17 protein-coding genes and 1 riboswitch are annotated in these 19,898 nt (G+C 72.6%); of the genes, 5 read left to right on the forward strand and 12 right to left on the reverse strand.

Annotation, left to right across the window (positions count from 1 at the left end; translation table 11 throughout):
• Window positions 1–31: 31 nt before the first annotated feature.
• The 4 genes from OJ962_RS15710 to pdhA all read right to left on the reverse strand — a co-directional run bounded on the left by OJ962_RS15710 (window position 32) and on the right by pdhA (window position 4,707).
• Complete coding sequence (locus tag OJ962_RS15710; RefSeq protein ID WP_202954451.1) at window positions 32–1,249, reverse strand: tetratricopeptide repeat protein; 1,218 nt, start codon at window positions 1,247–1,249, stop codon at window positions 32–34.
• Window positions 1,246–2,691 carry a DUF4331 domain-containing protein gene (locus OJ962_RS15715; RefSeq protein WP_202954450.1) on the reverse strand — a complete coding sequence of 482 codons (1,446 nt, stop codon included), beginning with the start codon at window positions 2,689–2,691 and terminating at the stop codon, window positions 1,246–1,248. The genes OJ962_RS15710 and OJ962_RS15715 overlap by 4 nt, the downstream gene beginning before the upstream one ends.
• An 80-nt stretch (window positions 2,692–2,771) precedes the next feature.
• Window positions 2,772–3,749 (reverse strand): alpha-ketoacid dehydrogenase subunit beta, encoded by a 978-nt coding sequence (locus OJ962_RS15720; protein WP_202954449.1) that lies wholly within the window; start codon window positions 3,747–3,749, stop codon window positions 2,772–2,774.
• Window positions 3,742–4,707, reverse strand: coding sequence for a pyruvate dehydrogenase (acetyl-transferring) E1 component subunit alpha (pdhA, locus tag OJ962_RS15725; RefSeq protein WP_270006457.1), 966 nt, complete (start codon window positions 4,705–4,707; stop codon window positions 3,742–3,744). The genes OJ962_RS15720 and pdhA overlap by 8 nt, the downstream gene beginning before the upstream one ends.
• A gap of 31 nt (window positions 4,708–4,738) precedes the next feature.
• Here pdhA and OJ962_RS15730 point away from each other — a divergent pair, with 31 nt between their 5' ends.
• Window positions 4,739–5,122, forward strand: a complete 384-nt coding sequence (locus OJ962_RS15730; protein WP_202954447.1) for an SRPBCC family protein — start codon at window positions 4,739–4,741, stop codon at window positions 5,120–5,122.
• A 4-nt stretch (window positions 5,123–5,126) separates the two neighbouring features.
• Here the strand turns inward: OJ962_RS15730 and OJ962_RS15735 are convergent, their stop codons facing one another.
• From OJ962_RS15735 to thiE, 6 genes are read right to left on the reverse strand one after another with little or no spacing between them, the layout of a single operon-like run.
• Window positions 5,127–5,357, reverse strand: coding sequence for a hypothetical protein (locus OJ962_RS15735; protein WP_202954446.1), 231 nt, complete (start codon window positions 5,355–5,357; stop codon window positions 5,127–5,129).
• Entirely contained in the window at window positions 5,354–5,917 is a 564-nt protein-coding gene (locus OJ962_RS15740) for a DsbA family protein (RefSeq protein ID WP_202954445.1), read from the reverse strand. The genes OJ962_RS15735 and OJ962_RS15740 overlap by 4 nt, the downstream gene beginning before the upstream one ends.
• A complete protein-coding gene (gene lpdA, locus OJ962_RS15745) occupies window positions 5,886–7,253 on the reverse strand; it encodes a dihydrolipoyl dehydrogenase (RefSeq protein ID WP_202954444.1) in 1,368 nt (455 codons plus the stop codon). The genes OJ962_RS15740 and lpdA overlap by 32 nt, the downstream gene beginning before the upstream one ends.
• A gap of 21 nt (window positions 7,254–7,274) precedes the next feature.
• Entirely contained in the window at window positions 7,275–8,009 is a 735-nt protein-coding gene (locus OJ962_RS15750) for a sulfite exporter TauE/SafE family protein (protein WP_202954443.1), read from the reverse strand.
• A complete protein-coding gene (locus tag OJ962_RS15755; protein WP_202954442.1) occupies window positions 8,006–8,575 on the reverse strand; it encodes a hypothetical protein in 570 nt (189 codons plus the stop codon). Before OJ962_RS15755 ends, OJ962_RS15750 begins: the two co-directional genes overlap by 4 nt.
• Window positions 8,562–9,188 (reverse strand): thiamine phosphate synthase, encoded by a 627-nt coding sequence (thiE, locus tag OJ962_RS15760; RefSeq protein ID WP_270006458.1) that lies wholly within the window; start codon window positions 9,186–9,188, stop codon window positions 8,562–8,564. Before thiE ends, OJ962_RS15755 begins: the two co-directional genes overlap by 14 nt.
• A gap of 20 nt (window positions 9,189–9,208) precedes the next feature.
• Window positions 9,209–9,317: riboswitch (TPP riboswitch) on the forward strand.
• Here thiE and thiO point away from each other — a divergent pair.
• The 4 genes from thiO (at window position 9,312) to OJ962_RS15780 (ending at window position 12,355) form a co-directional block, all read left to right on the forward strand.
• A complete protein-coding gene (thiO, locus tag OJ962_RS15765) occupies window positions 9,312–10,412 on the forward strand; it encodes a glycine oxidase ThiO (RefSeq protein WP_202954441.1) in 1,101 nt (366 codons plus the stop codon). (Overlaps the previous riboswitch by 6 nt.)
• The gene (thiS, locus tag OJ962_RS15770) at window positions 10,409–10,615 is read left to right on the forward strand and encodes a sulfur carrier protein ThiS (protein ID WP_202954440.1); all 207 of its coding nucleotides are present in this window, start codon (window positions 10,409–10,411) and stop codon (window positions 10,613–10,615) included. Before thiO ends, thiS begins: the two co-directional genes overlap by 4 nt.
• A 1-nt stretch (window position 10,616) precedes the next feature.
• A complete protein-coding gene (locus OJ962_RS15775) occupies window positions 10,617–11,399 on the forward strand; it encodes a thiazole synthase (protein ID WP_202954439.1) in 783 nt (260 codons plus the stop codon).
• Window positions 11,400–11,506: 107 nt separating this feature from the next.
• The gene (locus OJ962_RS15780) at window positions 11,507–12,355 is read left to right on the forward strand and encodes a type IV toxin-antitoxin system AbiEi family antitoxin domain-containing protein (protein WP_202954438.1); all 849 of its coding nucleotides are present in this window, start codon (window positions 11,507–11,509) and stop codon (window positions 12,353–12,355) included.
• Here the strand turns inward: OJ962_RS15780 and OJ962_RS15785 are convergent.
• Window positions 12,328–15,561, reverse strand: coding sequence for an Ig-like domain-containing protein (locus tag OJ962_RS15785; RefSeq protein ID WP_202954437.1), 3,234 nt, complete (start codon window positions 15,559–15,561; stop codon window positions 12,328–12,330). The genes OJ962_RS15780 and OJ962_RS15785 overlap by 28 nt on opposite strands.
• Before the next feature lie 53 nt (window positions 15,562–15,614).
• Entirely contained in the window at window positions 15,615–19,856 is a 4,242-nt protein-coding gene (locus OJ962_RS15790; RefSeq protein ID WP_238931635.1) for a choice-of-anchor Q domain-containing protein, read from the reverse strand.
• Window positions 19,857–19,898 lie beyond the last annotated feature (42 nt).

Genomic DNA, 19,898 nt, shown 5'->3' on the forward strand with positions numbered 1-19,898 from the left:
GCTTCAGTAGCGCGAGGCCGCACCGTTCGGATCAACCCAGGGCGCGGCGCGCCTGCTGCGCCTGCCACGGATGGCCGTCGAGGCCGTGGGCGAGCGCGAGCCGCAGCTCCCGCCGCCCGTCCCCGCCCGCGGCGATCTCGGTCAGGCCCGCGTGCGCGAGCCACAGCGGGTCCAGCGCGCCGTCCCGCAACGCCTCGCGGGTGTAGCGACGGCCTTCCTTCGGCGCTCCGGCGCGGGTCAGCGCCCATCCGAGCGTGTCCGCGGCCTTCGCGCTCGGCGCCTCCCGGTAGCCGAAGCGGGCGAACCGCACGGCCTCCCGCGGGTTGCCGTGATCGGCCTCGTAGAGCGCCAGCTCGAGCGCGGTGTCGGCGTTCAGCGGCCCGATCGTCTTGCGCTTGGCGGCGACGCGCTGGAAGGTGCGTCGCGCCGGTTTCCCGGCTGCCAGCTCCGCCTCGCCGAGGGCGATCAGGTGGTCGAAGTCCGGCAGCCGGTCGGCGAGCCGCCGCAGCCGTGCGATCCCGGCGTCGAGCGAGCGGGCCGCGTCCAGCCGGGCGAGGCCCATCTCGGCCTCGGGATGCTCGGGCATCAGCGCCAGCGTGCGCTGGAACGCGCGCCGTGAGGCCGCGGGCCGGCCCCGTCGGCGTTCGAGCTCGCCGAGCAGGACGTTGACGTAGGCGCCGTGTTCCACCGACGGCCCGCCCGCGGCCAGCGCGAGGCGCATGGCCTCCACGGCGCCGTCGAGGTCCCCGCGCAGCTCGCGCACGTAGGACACGCGCGCGTAGCCCTCGAGGTTCGGGCGGCGGTCGATCATCGCCTGCAGCTCGCGTTCGGCGTCGTCCAGGCGGCCGAGCTCGACGAGCGCGTCCACGCGGATCGGCGCTCCCAGGTTCCCGGCCTTGGCGCCGAGCGCGAGCGCCTTGGTGAACTCGTGCCGCGCGGCGGCGAGCTGAGCGGCGATCGCGAGGCCGGCGGGCGTCTTCGGCCTGCCCAGCGCCCGCTCGGCCGTGTCGTAGAACGCGGTGTCCTCGGTCTCGCGCGCCCGTTGCAGGTACGCCAGCGCGAGGTCGGGGCGCAGGTCGTCCTGGCCGGCCGCGACCGCGCGCTCGAGCGCCGGGATGTCCGCGGACGTGCCGGTCAGGACGGGCCGGTCGACGCGCGGCGCCGCGGTGGCGGGGTCGTCCCCGCGGGTGAACGCGACGGTCGCGGCGGCGAAGGCCGCGGCGACCGTGAGCAGGGCGAACTTGATCATGGCGTCGGCGGCTGCGGGACCGGGGCGTGCGCCGGCTCGACGCGCCCGAACTTCGCGTCGAAGCCGCTGTCGGGCAGCGCGACGTACGGGAACGTCGTCCGGAACGGCTTGTCGTTGACGTCGATGCCGTCACCGAGCGGGATCTGCTTGCCGCCCTGCTCGGGCTTGAGCAGCGCGCCGGCGATCACGCGCAGCTCGATGTCGGTGACGTCGTCGGCCAGGCGGCGGCCGTTCGGGAAGCCGGCGGTGTCACCGGCGAGCACGCCGAAGCGGTTCGGGTTCGCGGCCGGCGGGACGCCGAGGTTGAGCTTGAGCGTGTCCGCGGGCACGGCGTTCTTCGCGATCTGCGTGAGGCCGGGAACGCCGGTCAGCAGCGCCTGCACGATGTCGGTGCGGCCGGTCTCCTTGATGCCGAGGTTGAACAGCTGGTTGAGGATCCGGGCGGGCTCCGGCGCGAGCGCGGCGGCGCCGAAGTTCTTCGCGTCGTCACGCGGCGCGCTGGCGTTGTAGAGATCCTTCTTGCCGATCGGGATCACGACCTCGTTGATGAGCGGGTTGCCGAGCCGGCTCACCTGCACCCAGCGGTCGTGCACGCGGCCGCGCTGGACCTTGATCGCCTTGCGCTCGGTGGTGGTCCAGAGGCCGACGACGGCGTTCGCGCCGGTCGGGCCGGACACGGGGCGCCCGTCACGCGTGACCTCGGCGGCCGGGACCTGCAGCGCGAACGAGTGCACGGTGAAGCCGGACACGTCGTCCTTGCCGCCGCCCTGGTTGCCGAGCCCGATCCCGGGCCGGCCGGGCTTGTCGATGTTGATGCCGTCGAAGATCGAGCCGAGGTCGACGAAGAACGGGTCGTCCACGGGCCCGACGAACGTCTTGCCGCCACCGGGCAGCGGCTGGGTGGCGCCGGCGGCGACGGCCGCGTAGTTCGGCATCGTCTTGGGGCCGACGTTGTCCGGCGCGACCGGCACGTTGCGCGCGATCCGGTCGGAGTCGGTGACCCGCCCGCCGCGGTAGCGCTCGCGGTAGAGGTCGTAGGTCTGGACGAAGTTGAGGTTGGAGTCGCCGATCGAGTTGACCGGCGGCACCGCGTACAGGAACGAGTTCGGGTTGCGGAACGTGTTGCGGAACTGCCAGCGATACGCGACGTCCTCGACGCCGTCACCCGTGTTGTCGATCTTGACGTAGTAGCGGGCCTCGGGATCGAGCTTGCCGAAGTACGGGCCACCCGCCGGGTTCTGCAGCGGCACCCAGTTCGAGATCACAGTCAGCTTGCCGGGCGCGTCCGGGGCCGTGAACGCGTACAGGTCCGTGTTGTCCGCGCTCGGGTCGAGCATGATGCGCGGGGCCTCGCGGTGCGAGGAGCCGAACACGCCGGTGGTCGCCAGCGCGCCGGCCGCCAGGGCGGCGACGGTCGCCGCCCCGAACAGGGCTGTCCTCATGAGGGTCTCCTGAGGTTGGGGTCGGCTGTGTGTGCGCAGGACCCCGGCGCGCGGTTATAAGACTTGTCGCGACTGGGTCGCTACAAGAGCGCCTTGACGGCCTCGACGATCTGCGGCTCGTGCGGGAACGCGATCTGCTCGAGCGGCTTGGAGTACGGCATCGGCAGGTCGGCGCCCGTCACGCGCTTGATCGGGGCGTCCAGGTAGTCGAACGCGTGCTCCTGGATCAGCGCCGCCAGGTTGGCGCCGACGCCGCCGTGCGGCCAGCCCTCTTCGACGATCACGGCGCGGTTCGTCTTGCGCACGGATTCGACGATCGTGTCCAGGTCGAGCGGGCGCAGGGTGCGCGGGTCGATCACTTCGGCGCTGATGTCGTGCTCGCTCGCGAGCTCCTCGGCGGCCTTCTGCGCCGTGACGGCCATGCGCGAGATCCCGACGATCGTCACGTCTTCGCCCTCCCGGCGGACCGCGGCCTGGCCGAAGTCGACGATCAGATCGTCGTCGTCGGGCACCTCGCCCTTGGCGCCGTAGAGCGACTCGTGCTCGATGAAGACGACCGGGTTGTCGTCGCGGATCGCGGCCTTCAGCAGGCCCTTGGCGTCCGCGGGCGTGGACGGCACGGCGACGAGCATCCCGGGCACGTGCAGGTAGATCGCCTCGAGGCAGTGCGAGTGGGTCGGCCCGAGCTGGTGCCCGGCGCCCTGCGGCATCCGGACGACCATCGGCACCTGGACCTGGCCGTTGAACATGTACGGGATCGCGGCCATGTGGTTGACGATCTGGTCCATCGCCAGCAGGCTGAAGTTGACCGTCATCAGCTCGACGATCGGCCGCAGCCCGGTCATCGCCGCCCCGACGCCCACGCCCACGATCGTGTTCTCGGAGATCGGCGTGTCCCGCACCCGCTTGCCGCCGAACTCCTCCAGCAGCCCCTGCGTGACCTTGAACGCGCCCTGGAAGACGCCGATGTCCTCGCCGATGATGAACACGCGCTCGTCGCGCTCCATCTCCTCGCGCAGCGCCTGGTTGAGCGCCTCCCGGTAGCGCAGCTCAGCCACGGACCTGGCCTCCGGTGACGTACACGTGCTCGTAGATCGACTCCGGCGTCGGAAAGTCGGACTCCTCGGCGAACTCGACCGCGGCGTCGATCGTCTTCGCGGCCTCCTCGTCGAGCGCGTCGAGATCGACGTCGTCGAGTTTGGCGGCGAAGTTCTTGATCGGGTCGTGCTGCTCGCGCCACTTCTTGACGTCGTCCTTCTCCCGGTACTCCTCGGGATCCGCCATCGAGTGGCCGGCGAAGCGGTACGTGACGGCCTCGACGAGCAGCGGCGTGCGCTCGCTGCGCACCTTCTCGATCGCCTCGCTCAGGACCTCGTAGGTGTCGCCGATGTCCATCCCGTCGCACTTGAGCCCGGGCACGCCGAAGCCCTCGCCGCGCTTGTGCAGGTCCGGCTGCGCGGCGTGGCGCTCGAGCGCGGTTCCCATCCCGAACTGGTTGTTGGTGACCATGAAGACCACCGGCAGCTTCCACAGCGCGGCGATGTTGAGCGTCTCGCCGAACGTGCCCTGGTTGGCCGCCCCGTCGCCGAACACGCAGACCGTCACTTCCTCGGTCTCGCGATAGTCGCTGGAGAGCGCGATGCCCGCCGCGAGGGGGAGGTTGCCGCCGACGATCCCGTAGCCGCCCATGAAGCGCCGCTCGGCGTCGAACATGTGCATGGAGCCGCCGCGCCCGCCGCTGACGCCCGTCGCCTTGCCGAACAGCTCGGCCATCACGTGTTTCGGGTCCGTCCCGCGCGCGAGCGCGTGCCCGTGCGAGCGGTAGGTGGAGATCAGGTAGTCCTCGTCGCGCATCGCCCGCACCGCGCCGACGATCGTCGCCTCCTCACCGATCGCGAGGTGCAGGAAGCCGCCGACCTTGTTCTTGGCGTACATCTGCCCCGCGCGCTCCTCGAAGCGCCGGATCAGCACCATCGTCTTAAGCCACTCACGCGCCGCGTCGAGCCCGTCTCCCATGCCGCTGGTCGTACCCGGGTAGGCCACCCGCATGCGCACTTGGACCGCGGACTCCCGCGCACCGGCAGCGATCGCGTGGGCCCTGATGGCGCGTCCGGGGGTCTGGGCCAGCTGGGCGCCGCACGTCCGGGGCGCCTGGGGCCTCGGCACACCGGAAGTCGAAGCGGGCGCGGTGGGCGCGGCGCGGCTGTTCGGCGTGCTGCCCGTCCCGGCGAAGATCACGGCCAAGTCGGCGCGTTCCTGGACCTGGCAGGTCGGCCCGGCCGAGATGGTCCACCGGGTCGAGGAGCGCGGCACGGGCTGCGTGGTCGCCATCGACCTGCGCGCGCCCGGGCCGCTCGAACCGGCGCTCGCCGCCACCTACGGCCCGATCATCCAGGTCATGCTCAACCGCCTGGCCCGGGTCGCCGAGTGAACGCCTAGCTCTCGTACTTGCGCCAGCGCGCGAGGAACTCGTCCGCTTGGAGCTGGATGAGGTCGGCGCGCAGCGCGCGGGCGAGCTTGCCCGTGTCGCGCGGGCGGGTGTCCCAGGCGAGCACGGTCTCGCCCGTGTCGGCGCGGAGCAGCTCGACCTGCTCGAGCTTGTCGGAGGGACGGAAGAAGCGTCCCTGGCGGTGCACCTTCAGCTCGAACGTGTGGTCGGCCCTCATACGACCGGGATCGCCCGCTCGCCGGCGAGCACCTGGCCGTCGACCCAGATCGCCGGCACCGTGTCGATCCCGTCGGCGGCGGCGCGCTCATGCGCCTCCGCGAGCGCGCGCTTGGTGGTTTCCAGCTCGACGCCCTTGATCACCGCGTGCGGGTGCATCTCGCACGCGGCCGCGGCGAGCAGGACGTTGTCGGGCACCGACAGGTCGCGCCCGGCGGCGAACGCCTGGCGCAGCGCGGCGAGCGAGAAGGCCACGCCACGGCCGATCCACTTCGCGTAGGTGGCGGCCAGCGTCGCCCACTCGATGTCCGCTGGGAACGGGTCCGGCCAGCGGATCGGCATCACGCCGAGCGCGGCGGCGCGGCGCTCGACGTCCTCCTTGTACGCCTCGACCTCGGCGGCGCAGCGAAACGCCCCGCCGAGATCGACCGGGATCCACTCCGGGACCTCGCCCACCGCGTGGAGCGCTCGTTCGGCGACGAAGTAGCTCTCGGGGGAGGCGAGGTCGTAATAGAAGCGGGGCTGGGCTCTATCCGTGGATGAGCCAACCGTCTGCGGCACGCGCGGCCTCCATCACACCCTCCGACAGCGTCGGGTGGCCGTGGATGATGCGCGCCACTTCGGCGTAGCCGCCTTCGAGCGCCTTGGCGTTGACCAGCTCCTGGATCAGCTCGGTGGCCTTCGCGCCCACGATGTGGCCGCCGACCAGCTCGCCGTACTTCTTGTCGCCGATGATCTTGATGACGCCGGTGCGGTCGCCGTAGACCGTGCCCGCGCCGACGGCGCCGTACTGCAGCTTGCCGACGACGACGTCCATGCCGGCGTCGCGCGCCTGCGCCTCGGTGAGGCCGAAGCTCGCCACGTTGGGCGTGCAGAAGGTCGCGCGCGGGATGTCGACGTACTCGATCGGGTGCGTCTTCATGCCGGCCGCGTCCTCGACGGCGATCACGCCTTCATCGGACGCCTTGTGCGCGAGCGCGGGGCCGGGGACGAGGTCGCCGATGGCGTAGATCTTCTCGACGGACGTGCGCAGCGCGCCGTCGACCTCGATCAGGCCGCGGTCGGTGAGCTTGATGCCGGCCTTGTCGAGCCCGAGCGCCTCGACGTCCGGCCCGCGGCCGGCGGCGATGATCAGGTACTCGACCTCGTCGGAGTTGTCGCCGTACGTGAACGTGACCTTGTCGTCGTGCGACTGGACGTTCTCGACCGGCACGCCGAGGTTGATCTTGATGCCCTGCTTCTGCAGCTGACGGCCGGCGACCTTGGAGATGTCCGCGTCCTCGGTCGGGAGCACGCGGTCGAGCATCTCGAACAGCAGCACCTCGGTGCCGAGGCGTGCATAGGCCGAGGCGAGCTCGGAGCCCGACGCGCCCGCGCCGAGGACGGCGATCTTCTTCGGCAGCTTCTCGAGCGCCCAGCCCTCCTCGGTGCCGATCACGCGGCCGCCGAACTGGGTGCCGGGCACCGGCTTGGGCACGGAGCCCGTGGCGAGGATGATCGCCTTCGACGCCTGATAGGTCTCGTCGCCGACCTTCACGCCGCCGTCGGCGAGGGAGGCCTCACCTTCGATGACGTCGATCTTGTTCTTCTTGAGCAGGCCGCCGACGCCGCCCGTGAGGGTCTTGACGACCTTCTCACGACGCGCGGAGACCTTGGAGAAGTCGACCTCGCGGCTGGGGACCTCGATGCCGAACTCGTCGGCCTCGTCGATCTCGGAGAGGATGTCCGCGACGCGCAGGACGGCCTTGGCCGGGATGCAGGCGTAGTTCAAGCAGCGCCCACCGACCTTGTCCTTCTCCACCACGGCGGTCTTCATCCCGAGCTGGGCGGCACGGATCGCGGCGACATACCCACCCGGCCCGGAGCCGATGACGATGCAGTCATATTGCTCAGGCATAAGTGGCGGCCACGTTAGCGGTTACGTCGCGAACAGGATCACGGCGACGAACGTGGCGCCGATGACCACGATCCAGCGCAGGACCTCGGACGGGACCTTGCGCCCGTACTTGGCGGCGACCTGCGCGCCGAGGATGGAGCCGAGCGCGATCAGACCCGCGGCCTCCCAGGCGACGTCGGCGACGAGGATGAACAGCAGCGCCGACACGCCGTTCGCCACCGCCGTCAGCACGATCTTGACCGCGTTCAGCCGCTGCAGCTCGTCCGGGTAGCAGAAGCGCAGCAGCGACATCAGGATGATCCCCTGCGCCGCGCCGAAGTAGCCGCCGTAGATGCCGGTGGCGAACGACGCAGTCAGCCCAGCGCCGTTGCGCTCGCTGTCGGCGTGCGCGTCCGGCGTGCGCTTGACGGCCATCAGCACGGCCGCGATGAGGATCAGGACCGGGACGATCGCGTCGAACACCGACTGGGGCAGCTCCAACAGCAGGATGCCGCCGAGCAGCGCGCCGAAGGTCGTGCCGATGGCGAGGAAGCCGACGCGCCGCCACTGTCCGCACAGCTCGCGCCGGTAGCCGACCGCCCCGCTGATCCCGCCGAGCACCAGCCCGACCCCGTTGGAGACGTTCGCCACGACGGGCGCGTAGCCGACGGCGAGCAGCGTCGGGAACGTGATCAGCGAGCCGGAGCCGACGATCGTGTTCACGCCGCCGGCCGCAAACCCCGCCGCGGCCACCGCGACCGCCTCGGCGAACGTCACTGCTTGGGCACCTGCAGGCGCGCCATCACGCGGATCAGCAACCAGAACACGGGGCCGCTGACCGCGATGACGAGCAGGGCGGCCGCCGCGGCCAGGAGGCTGCCCGCGAGCAAGAGCGAAAGCGCGGCGAAGACGATCGCGAGCGCGAGCAGCGCCTCGACCAGCACGACGACGGCGTAGATGCGCTGCCAGAGCCCGGCGGCGAGCGCCAGGCCGCCGACGACGAAGGCCGCCGCGTAGGCGAAGTGGTCCTCTGTGGCGGCGAGGATCGCGTTGGCGCCGCAGATCACCAGGACGACGACGATCGCCAGGATCAGGCCGAGCGGGCGCTCGTCCGGGCCGAGCGGCGTGAGCTGCGCGCGGATCGCCTCGTCGCGGGCGCGGCCGCGCGCGTAGCCGCGCTGCATGCCCGACGGCGCGCGGTCGGCTTCGGCCTGCTCGCGCGCGAAGTCGCGGCGCGCGGCCTCGCGCGCCGCCTCCAGCCTCGCGGCCTCTTCGCGCGGCGCGGCCGCCGGCGCGTCTTCGTGCGCCGGCTCCTCCTCGTGCGGCCGCTCAGTGCCCGGCACGTGCGGGCTCCTCCAGCGCGGCCCGCAGCTCCCGCGCGGCGGCCTCCGGGTCCTCGGCCTCGGTGATCGCGCGCACGACGACGATCCGCGTCGCGCCGCGCTCGACCACCTCGTGCACGTTGCCGGCGTCCAGCCCGCCGATCGCGAACCAGGGCTTGTTGACCGCGCTCGCGGCGTGCGCCACGTAGTGCAGGCCCGCCGCGGGGCGGCCCGGCTTGGTCGGCGTGGTGTGGACGGGGCCGACGGCGAGGTAGTCGACTTCCGGGTCCGCGTCGGCGGCCTGCGCCTGCGCGGGCGCGTGCGTGGAGCGGCCGACGACGCGGTCGGGGCCGATCAGCGCGCGGGCCTCGGCGGGCGTCATGTCGTCCTGGCCGACGTGGACGCCGTCGGCACGGGTCGCTTCCACCAGGTCGGGGCGGTCGTTGAGGATGAACAGCGCGTCGTGGCCGGTGAACGCGCGCGCGGCCTCGATGAGCTGCTCGTCGTCCAGCGTCTTGTCGCGCAGCTGGATCAGGTCGGCGCCGCCGCGGACGGCGGCCGCGATCCAGTCGCGGGGGCGCGCGGGGCAGACGAGGTACAGGCGCGCGGTGGACAGACGCTCGCGTGGAGTCACCCACCAGGGGATACCATGAACGGCTCATGCACGGGAGCCCGCAGACGGGCTGAGAGGGCGCCAGCGGGGCGCCGACCGTCGAACCTGATCCGGGTCGTGCCGGCGTAGGGAGGCAAGGACGTAGTGGCAGTGCAGTCAGAGAGCTTCGACGTCGCCGTCGTGGGTGGCGGTCCGATCGGGCTCGCGTGTGCGTGGCGGGCGCAGGAGCGCGGCGCGCGGGTGGTCGTGCTCGACGCGGGCGAGCCGGGCGCGTGGCACGTCGCGGCGGGGATGCTCGCGCCGGTGTCGGAGGCCGAGTTCGGCGAGGGCGATCTGCTGCAGCTGGGGCTCGAGAGCGCGCGCCGGTACCCGGCGTTCTGCGCGGGGCTGGAGGACCCGGGGCTGCGGTCCGTGGGGACGCTGGTGGTCGCGCGCGACAGCGACGAGGCGGCGGCCTTGGACCGGCTGGCCGAGTTCCGGCGTGGGCTGGACTTGCCGGTCTCGCGGCTGCGGCCGTCTCAGGCGCGCCGGTTGGAGCCCGCCTTGGCGCCGACCGTCCGGCTCGCGCTGGAGATCGAGTCCGATCATTCGATCGATCCGCGCAAGCTGGTCGCGGCGCTCGCGCGGGTCGTGGACGTGCGCCGGGCGCGGGTGACGGGGCTGCGGGTGGCGGGGGAGCGCGTGACGGGCGTGCTGACCGCCGACGGTGTGGTCGCGGCCGAGCAGGTCGTGGTCGCCGCGGGGGTGGACGTCGCGCGGCTGGACCTGCCGGAGAGCGCACGCGTGCCGGTGCGGCCGGTCAAGGGTCAGGTCCTGCGGCTGCGTGATCCGCGCGGGCCGGGGCTCGTAGAGCGCACGATCCGCGGCGAGCAGGCGTACTTCGTCCCGCGCGGCGACGGGCGCTACGTGCTCGGCGCGACCATGGAGGAGCGCGGTTGGGACCGGATGCCGACGGCGGGCGGCGTGTACGAGCTGCTGCGGGACATGAGTGAGGTGGTCCCGGGCGTGTTCGAGCTCGAGATCGAGGAGCTGCTCGCCGGGCTGCGGCCCGCGACGCCCGACAACGTGCCGGCGATCGGCCCGGGCGCGCTGGACGGGCTCGTGTGGGCGACGGGGCACTTCCGCAACGGGATCCTGCTCGCGCCGGTCACGGCGGATCTCGTCGCGTCTGTCCTGAACGACGAGGCGCTGCCGGACTGGGCGGCGCCCGCCAACCCCCAACGCTTCGCCGGAGTCGCCGCATGAACGTCGTGTTGAACGGAGAGCCGGCGACGCTGGACGAGGGCGCGACGGTGGCGAACGCGCTGGAGGCCTTGGACCTGCCCGGCGCCGGGCGCGGGGTCGCGGTGGCCGTCGACGCCGAGGTCGTCCCGCGCGGCCAGTGGGGCAAGACCACATTGCACGAAGGGGCGCGGGTGGAGATCCTGCGCGCGATCCAGGGAGGCTGAGATGGCCGTTACCGGTACCGATTTTCTGACGATCGCGGGCAAGACGCTGAGCTCGCGCCTGCTGCTCGGCACGGGCGGGTTCCGCTCGCTGGACGCCCTGGCCGGTGCGCTGGAGGTGAGCGGCTCCGAGCTCGTGACGGTCGCCCTGCGGCGCATCGACCCCGCTCAGCACGGCTCGATCGTCGACGTGCTGGATGCGGCCGGCGTGCAGTTGCTCCCCAACACCGCCGGCTGCTTCACCGCGCGTGACGCCGTCCTGACGGCCAAGCTGGCCCGCGAGGCGTTCGAGACCAACTGGGTCAAGCTCGAGGTCATCGGCGACGAGCGCACGCTGCTCCCTGACGCGCCGGCGCTGCTCGAGGCCGCCGAGGAGCTGGTCGACGACGGCTTCATCGTGTTGCCGTACACCAACGACGACCCGATTCTCGCGCGCCGGCTGGAGGACGTGGGCTGCGCCGCGGTCATGCCGCTCGGCTCGCCGATCGGTTCGGGCCAAGGGCTCTTGAACACGTACAACCTGCGCCTCATCCGCGAGCGTGCGGGGGTCCCGGTGATCCTGGACGCGGGGATCGGCACGGCCTCGGACGCCGCCCTGGCGATGGAGCTGGGCTTCGACGCGGTGTTGTGCGCCACCGCGATCTCCCGCGCCGAGGACCCGGCCACCATGGCCCAGGCGATCCGCCTCGGCGTCGAGGCGGGCCGCCTCGCCTACCGCGCGGGCCGAATCCCGCGCCGCCTGTACGCGCAGGCCTCCACGCCCGAAGAGGGCCTGCCGGAGTATTGACACACATTTGGTGCACCCGCGCGTAGATCCGTAACAGCGGTCCGCGAGAACATCACCGGGTGCGGTCGCGAAGCTTCCTCACAGGCAGTTTTCCGACCGCACCCACCGTGGATCAGGCGATCGCGGCCCTCGCCGAGCGCCAGCACGGTCTGATCACGACCGCGCAACTCGCTCGCATCGGACTGGACACCGCGGCGCTGACGAAGCGCGCTCGGGCCGGGCGGTTGCGCCGCGTGTACCGCGCGGTCTACTCCGTCGGCCCGCTTTCCCGCGACGCCGAGCTGATGGCCGTGGCCCTCCTCGGTGGCCCGGACACGCTGATCAGCCACTGGGCCGGCGCGGAGCTCCTAGACCTCACACGCCGCCGCGCCCCCCTCATCGATGCCCTTGTCCCGAGCAAGCGTCAGTCACCGCCGGGCACGAAGTTCCACCGGGCAACGATCGATCCGAGGGACCGCACCGACCGCCGAGGCATCCCCGTCACCACCGTCGCCCGCCTCATCGTCGACCTGACCGACGTCGTCACCGTCCCGCACGAGATCACCGCCGTCATCCGCGAGGCCGCGTTCAAAGGCCTCTACTCCCTCCTCGCCACCCAAGACGCGATCGAGCGCAACCTCGGCCGGAAGATCAGGACGGCGCGCGAAGCGATCGAGCTCTACGAATCCGGCTCGGCCGGTACCAGGAGCCGGGAAGAGGTCAAGGCCATCACCCTCCTCAAAGCCGCGGGCCTCCCCGAGCCCCTCGTCAACACGAGGCTCCTCGGCGAGGAAGTCGACTTCCACTGGCCGGCCCGCAAGCTCGTCATCGAGCTGGACGGCCCCGGGCACTCCCGCGCCCCGATCCGCCGCGACGACGCGCGCCGCGACCGGCTCCTGCGCGATGCCGGCTGGACGATCGAGCGGGTGTCCGAGCCCGAGGACGTGGTTCAGCGCCTCTTGGCGCGCGCCGTGTAGGTCTTGCCCTTGCGCAGCACCGTGCGGGTCTTCTTGACCAAGTCCCGCACCTCGACGCTGCCGACCGCCACGCGCGTGAACGTGGTGGTGCACGTGTCCTCGACGAGCCAGCGCGTGCCGCGCACGGTCGCGGCGCTGTACTTGCCGGACGTGCGGAACGCGCCCTTGCCGTCGCCCCAGAGGCGGCGCTTCTTGGGCTTGCTCTGCGCGAGGCGCGCCTGCTGGCCCCGCGGGCAGCCGGTGAGGCGTTCGCTGAGCTTGAGCTCGGTGATCCCGCCCTTCTGGGTGACGATGAAGATGCCGCCGTAGAAGTCCGCGGTCTCCGCCGGCGCGCCGGGTCGCGGGATCGAGGTGAGCGTGACGCGGCCGGCGCGGACGTCGACCTCAGAGCCGTTCGGGATGCCCGTGGTGACGTCCAGCGGCGCGAAGCTCAGCGCGCCGCGCGGCTTGACGAGCACGGTGCCCTGCGCCGGCGCGACGACGATCGTCTGGTTCGGGACGGGCGTCGGCGCCGGCGCGGGGGTCGGCGTGGGTGTGCCTGGCCCTGGGCCCGGGCCGGCCTGCGGCTGCGCGACGGTGAACTCACGCCGGCTCTCGGAGCGGTTCCCGGCGGCGTCGGTCACCCGCACGAAGAACACGTACCCGCCGGGCGCGAGCGCGTTGAAGGTCTTGGGCGAGACGCAGGCCGCGTACGCGCCCGGTCCGTCCGGCCCGTCGAGCCGGCATTCGGTCGTGGGCTCGGACGCGGTGAACGCGAACACCGGGTTCGCGTCGGTCGCGCCGCTCGGGCCCGTCAGCTCGAGCTCCGGCGGCGAGCCGGTGTTGACGGTCGCGATCCGCGGCGGGGTGGACCCGCCACTCTCGTTTCCGGCCGCGTCGCGCGCCCGCGCGGTGTAGCTGTGGGTCCCGTTCGCGACGCCGGTGAGCGTGTGGGTCCAGGCCGCGTTCGCGTCGGCGGTCGTCGTCGCGAGCGCGGTGGCGCCGTCGAAGAGCTCCACCGTCGCGCCGGCCTCGGAGCGGCCGGACAGCGTGACCGTCGCCCCGTTCACCACGGCCTCGGCCATGGTGGGCGCGGCCGGCGCGACCGTGTCCACGCGGAACGTGCGGACGGTCGGGTCGCTGGTATTCCCGGCGCCGTCGCGGGCCGTCACCGAGTAGACGTGGGTGTCGTCGGTGACGACCGCGAGCGGGATCGACCACGTCCCGGCCCCGGTGACCGTGGCCGTGCCGCGGAAGAACTGCCCCTCCCGGATCTCGATCGAGGCCCCCGCCTCCGCGGTGCCGGACACGGTCACCGACCTTGTCCGCACCCACTGGTTCTGCGCCGGATAGGCGACGGCCGGCGGGCTCGGCCTGACCGTGTCGACCGTCCAGGCGCGCGTGGCCGGCGATGCGTCGAAGTTCCCGGCGGCGTCGTGCGCGCGGACCTGGAACGTGTGCGGCCCCTGCGCGAGCCCGGTGTAGTTGACCGGGCAGGCGCCGAACGCCGCGCCGTCCAGCGAGCACTGGAACGTCGCGCCCGGCTCGCTCGTGTAGGTGAACGCCGCGCTGGTGGAGGCCACAGGTCCCGACGGCCCGGAGCCGATCGTCGTGTCCGGCGCCGTCCGGTCGACGCTGAACGCCCGCGTCACCGTGTTGCCCACGACGCCCGCGGCGTCGCGCGCACGGACGCGGAACGTCCGCCCGCCCTCGGCGAGCGGCGCGGTCGTGTGCGGGCTCGTGCACGTGGCGAACGCGTCGGAGTCGACGGCGCACTCGAACGTCGACCCGGCCTCGTTCGAGCTGAACGTGAACGTCGGCGTGGCGTCGTTGGTCGGGCCGTCAGGCCCGCCGGTGAGCGTCGTGGTCGGCGCGCCCGCGGCGTTGACGACGAACGTCCGCATCGCCACCGGTGGGTTCGGGAACGCCGCGCTGACGGCGCGCACCGAGAATGTGTACGGCCCGTCGGCGAGGCTCGCGTACGGCTGCGCGTTCTCCTTGTAACACGTCTCCCAGCTCGCGGTCTGGCCCGGCCCGGTGAGGTCGCACTGCACCGTCACGCCGGGCTCGTTGGCGCGGAAGTCGAACTGGACGTTGGTCGCCGTGACGGTCCCGCTCGGGCCGCCGGTGATCGTGACCGTCGCGGCCTGGTCGACTTCGAACGCGCCCGCGTCGCACGCCGTGCCCTGCGGCCGGGAGAGGCCGCGCTGGTCGGTCCCCTCGCACGGCGTGTCGCCGAGCGGCATGCGGTTGAAGGCGGCGCCGGCGGTGGTGATCGGGAGCACGTCGATCTGGCCGCCCTGGTTGCTGAGCGCGTTCGCGAGGCCGGGAGTGAGCTTGCCGGGCGCCAGGCCGCAGTCCGTGTCGTCCTCGACGTTGAAGTTGCCGTCGGTGAGCGGCGCCGAGCAGTTGACGGTGGTGCCGTCGGCGAGGTTGCGGGCGATGATGCTGCCCGTCGCGCCCGTGGCGCCGCTGGGCACGATGCCGCCGACGCTGCGGCTGCCGCCGTCGTTGTCGGCGATCGTCGAGCGGGTGAGCGTGACGAGCGCGCCACTGCCCGTCGACAGCAGGCCGCCGACCCCGCTCGCCGAGCTGGCCGTGTTGTTGAAGATCGTCGTGTCCGTGAGCGCGATCCAGCCGTCCTGGTTGGCGAGCTCGGACCCGCCGACGTTGTGGATGCCGGCGCCGCCGAGCCCGGTCGACGCGTTGTTGTCGATCAGCACGTTGTCGCCGACCACACGCCCGAGATTGTTCGCGATGCCGCCGCCGCGGCTGGCGGTGCTGCTGGAGATCCGTACGTCCTGCAGCGTGACGAAGCCCTGGTTGACGTAGAGCGCGCCGCCGTCGGTGACGTCGCCGCCGCCGGACAGCCCGTTGCGCAGCCAGACGTTGCTGAGCGCCAGCTGCCCGTTCGCACCCACCCGGAACGGCCGGTGCTTGTCGCCGCCGTCGATGACCGTCGTCCGCGCGCTGGCGCCCGTGATCGTGAGCTGCGTGCCGACCGTGTAGTCGGCGGCGATGGTGATGGTTCCCGCCGGCAGCTCGATCGTGTCCGCCCCGGGTGCCCGCTCCGCGGCCTCGATCGCGGCCCGCAGCGTCGTGCAGGTCGTGCCCGAGCACGCTCCGCCCGGGTCACCCGTGCCCGTGACGGTGTACGTGGCCGCCTGTGCCGGAGCCGCGCACAGCAGCGTCGCGATCGAGGTGATGAACGCTGCACGCCAGCCCACCTGCCGACCCTAACCGCATTGTCAGGCGCCGGACAAGGCCGTTCGGGCAGGTCTTAGCGCGCTTTGGCCAGATACTTGCGGCCGGCGCGGACGAGCACCGTCTTCTTGCGGTCGCGCACGGCGACCACGCCGCTCGTCACCCGCGTGAGCGTGCCCGCGCAGGAATCCTCCACGAGCCACTTGGTGCCACGCACGGTCGCGGCGCTGTACTTGCCGGACGTGCGGAACGCGCCCTTGCCGTCACCCCACAGCTTGCGCTTGGAGGCCTTCTTCTGGGCCGCGGACGCCCTGCCCTTCTTCTTCGGGCACGGCGCGAGCTCCTCGGTGAGCTTGAGGTCGAGCACCTTGCCGCGCTGCGTGACCTGGAAGATGCCGCCGTAGAACAGGGCGATCTGAACCTTGCCCGGCTCGCTCTCGAAGCGCAGCTGCACGCGGCCGTTGCGCGCGTCGATCTCCGACCCGAGCGGGATGTCGTCGATCGACCGCAGCTCCACGAACGACGGGAACCCCGGCAGCTTGACGAGGATCCGGCCGGAGACGGGCCGCGACACGACCGTCTCGCCCGCCTCGGGCTGCGGGGTCGGCGTCGCCGTCGGCGTGACGGGCGCGGCGCTCGGCGCGGGCGTCGGCGTCGGCGTCTGCGTCTGCGCCGCGACGGCCGCGACCGCGAACGTCGTGGCGGGGGAGTCCGTCGCGTTCCCGGCCGCGTCGACCGTGCGCAGCCTGAACGTGTGCGCGCCGGGAGCGAGGCCCGCGTACGTCTGCGGCGAGGCGCACGGCTCGAACGCGCCGTCGTCGAGGCTGCAGGCGTAAGTGACGCCCGGCTCGTCGGCGGCGAACGTGAACACGCCCGGCTCGCCCGCGGTGACCGCGGTCGCGGCCGGCGGCGTACGGTCCACGCGCCAGACGTGCGTCGCCACCGCGCCGCGCCTGCCGTCCGGGTCGACGGCGACGACCTTCAGCTCGTGCGGGCCCTCAGCCAGGTTCTCGTACGCCGCCGGGCAGTCGGTGAACTCGGGGTCGCCATCGAGCGCGCAGGTGAACCGCGGGTTCGGGAACTCGGAGGCGAAGGTGAAGGCCGCGGTCGTCTCGCGCGTGACCGCCGGGGGGCCGGACACGATCGTGGTCGCGGCCGCCCGATAGGTGACGGTCACGGGCGCCGACGGGGCGGAGCGGTTACCGGCGTCGTCGACGGTCACGGCCGTGAAGGTGTGCGCCCCCGGGGTGAGCGAGACGTCGAGGAACCACTCGCCGCTGCCCTCATTGACGATCCGTGCGCGTCCGACGAGCGTCGTGCCGTCGAAGATCTCGACCTCGCTGAGCCGCTCGGTCGTGCCCTCGAGGGTGATCTCCGGCGTGGTGACCTCAGTGCCGCTCGGGGGCGAGTCGATCGTCGGCGGCGCGGGATCGACCGTGTCGATGTCGAACGCGAACGTCCGCTCTTCCTCCTCCTCGATGCCGGAGGCGTCAGCGCCGCGCACCCGCAGCGTATGGTTGCCGTCGCTCAGCGCGGGCGCCGTGAACGCGGGCCCGCAGGGGACGGCGACGTCGTCGATCCAGCACGTGTACTGCGTGCCGCCGGTCAGCGTGAACGCCGGCGTGTTGTCGCTCGCCGGGGTGTCCCACTTGACGGTCGTCTGGAACGGGCCGCGGTAGATGAACGTGCGCCCGACCGGCGCCGACGAGTTGCCCGCTCGGTCGACGGCGCGCAGCGCCCAGGTGTACGTCTGCCCGACGATCAGGTCGTACGTGTCCGTGCAGGACGCGGTGTTGCCGTTGAGCGTGCACTCGAGCCGCGCCTCGGGGTCCGGCGAGGCGGGCGCGAACAGGATGCCGCTCGAGCCCGTGTACCGCGGCGGGGCGGCCAGCGCCACGGTCGGCGGGGTCTTGTCGACGATGATCCTGCGGGCGACGCCCGCGGACTGCCCGGCCGCGTTGGTCGCGTAGATCGAGAAGGCGTAGTCGCCGGGATCGGCCTCGAACTCGATGTGCCACTCGCCGTCGATGACCGCGGTGCCGCCGAAGACGTTGGTGCTCGTCGCCGCGTAGACGGTCGTGCCGTTGGCGCCGGTGCCACGGAACGTCACGGTGCCGTTCGAGTAGCTGACCTGCCCCTGCGGCGTCGTGACCACCGGCACGGCCGGCAGATCCGCGTTGATGGTGAAGGTGTGGCTCTCCGCGCTCTGATCGACGTTGCCGGCGCGGTCGCGCGCACGCACGTGGAACGTGTACCTGCCGTTCTGCAAGCCGTTGTACGGGTGACCGTCGGCGGAGCACGGGTGCTCGGTCTCGGTGACGCCTGGCCCGGTCAGCCAGCACGTGAACGTGGAACCCGGCTCGAGGGTGCTGTAGGTGAACAACGGGTTCGCGTCGTTGGTCGGGTCGGTCGGCGCCGTGTCGATCCGCGTCTCCGGCGCGGTGCGGTCGGCGTGCACGACCAGATAGTTGGGGTCCGAGCGGTTGCCCGCCGCGTCCACGGCCGGTACTTGCAGGACGAGGTCGCCCTCCGGGATGTCCACGGTCGCCGTCCACGCGCCCTGGGCGTCGGCCTCGGCGGTGGCGAGCAGTTCGGGGCCGAGCGAGATGGGGAGCGTCACGCCCGGCTCGGCGGTGCCCGAGAGCTGGAGCGAGGTGGCGCTCGTGTAGCTCTCGTTCGCGGGCTGCAGGATCACGGGCATCGCGGGCGGGGTGCGGTCGACGACGAACTCACGCGTGGCCGTCTCGCTGTCGCTGCCGGCCGCGTCGGTGGCCTGGACCTGGAACTCGTGCCGGCCGGTCGCGAGGCCGTCGACCCGGTAGGGCGAGGTGCAGGGCAGGAACGGAAGGTCGCCGTTGTCGGGCGTGAGCACGCGGCAGTGGTACTCCGCCACCGGCTCGGATGCCGTGAACGCGAACTCGGCCTCCTGGGCGTTGGTCGCCGCCGGGCCGGAGGTGATCGTCACGACGGGCGCCACGCTGTCGACGGTGAACGCGCGCTCGGCGGTCTCGGTCTGGCCGACGGCTCGCACGCTGAAGGCGTAGTCGCCGTCGCGCAGGGCGGTCGCCGGTCGGTGTGGCGAGCTGCAAGGCGCCCAGTCGGCCGCCGCCTCGAAGCGGCATTCGAAGCTCGTCGCGCCGCGCGCGGAGCGGAACTCGAACTCGGGCCGCGCTTCGGTGATGGCGCCGCGCGGGCCGGCGGTGACCCGCGCCCAGTAGTCGAGCTCGAACGCGCCCGCGTCGCAGATGAGCCCCTGCGGGCGCTGGAAGCCGCGCTGGTCGGTCGGCGCGCAGTCGCTGCCCGGCATCGCGATGTCGACCGCCGGGCTGTCGCTCGCCGGGCGCAGGCTCGGGGTCGTGCCGCCCCACAGGTCGAGCGCGCCGGCGAGCTTGGCGTCCGCGTAGCGGTGGTCGACCTCCTGCGCGAAACCGCACTCGTTGCCGCTCTCGACGTTCCAACCCTGCGAGATCGCCGGAACGCCGGTGCAGCCGGAGGGGAGCCCCTGGGCCACGTTGTCCGCGATCACGGTGAACTTGGCCTGCCAGGGCGTGTCGATCCGCACTCCGCCCGTGCCGCGGTCGCCGCCCTGGTTGCGCGCGATCGTGACGCCCTCGAGCGTCACCGAGTCCGCCGGGTTCGGGTAGCTGATCAGGCCGCCGGCGAGCCGCGCGGTGTTGAACGCGATCGTCGACTCGCGCACCAGCAGGTGGGCCGGCGCACCGCCGTCGCCGCCGAAGTTGATGATGCCGCCACCGTCGCCGCCGCCCTGCGAGGCCCGGTTGCCCTCGATCGACGAGTGCTGGATCGTCATCGTGCCGTTGCGGTTCGCGATCCCGCCGCCGCTCAGGGCGGAGCCGCCGGAGACGTGGACGCGGTTGAGGACGACCGTGCTCGACTGCGCCATCAGCGCGCCGCCGTGCGGCCCGTTCGGGCCGAGCGCGGTCCCGCCCTGGAGCGCGATGCCGGTGAGCGTGGCGCTCGTGCTCACGACTTCGACCACGCGCGCGCCGCCGGACGCGCGGGCGACGATCTGGGTCGCGGCGGCGCCCGCGCCGGTCACGGCCACCGGGGTCGTCAGCCGCAGCGCGCCCTGCGTCAGCTGGTAGGTCCCCGTGGGAACCGTGATCGTGTCCGGGATCTCCGGGTCCGGGTTCGGGGCGGCGTCCGCCGCGGCGATCGCCGCGCGCAGCGTGCAGGTGGTCGGGCAGGACGCGTCCGCGCCATCCCCGGTCGAGTTGACCTCGAACTCGGCAGCCTGGGCCGCGGGGGCGCAGACCAGCGCCGCGACCATGGCCAGGAGCATCCATGTCCGGCGCATCACGTTGGCGCCGAGGCTAGCCGGGCAGGACCGGTTCCGCCT

Source organism: Solirubrobacter deserti, assembly GCF_027587175.1.
GTDB lineage: Bacteria > Actinomycetota > Thermoleophilia > Solirubrobacterales > Solirubrobacteraceae > Solirubrobacter > Solirubrobacter deserti.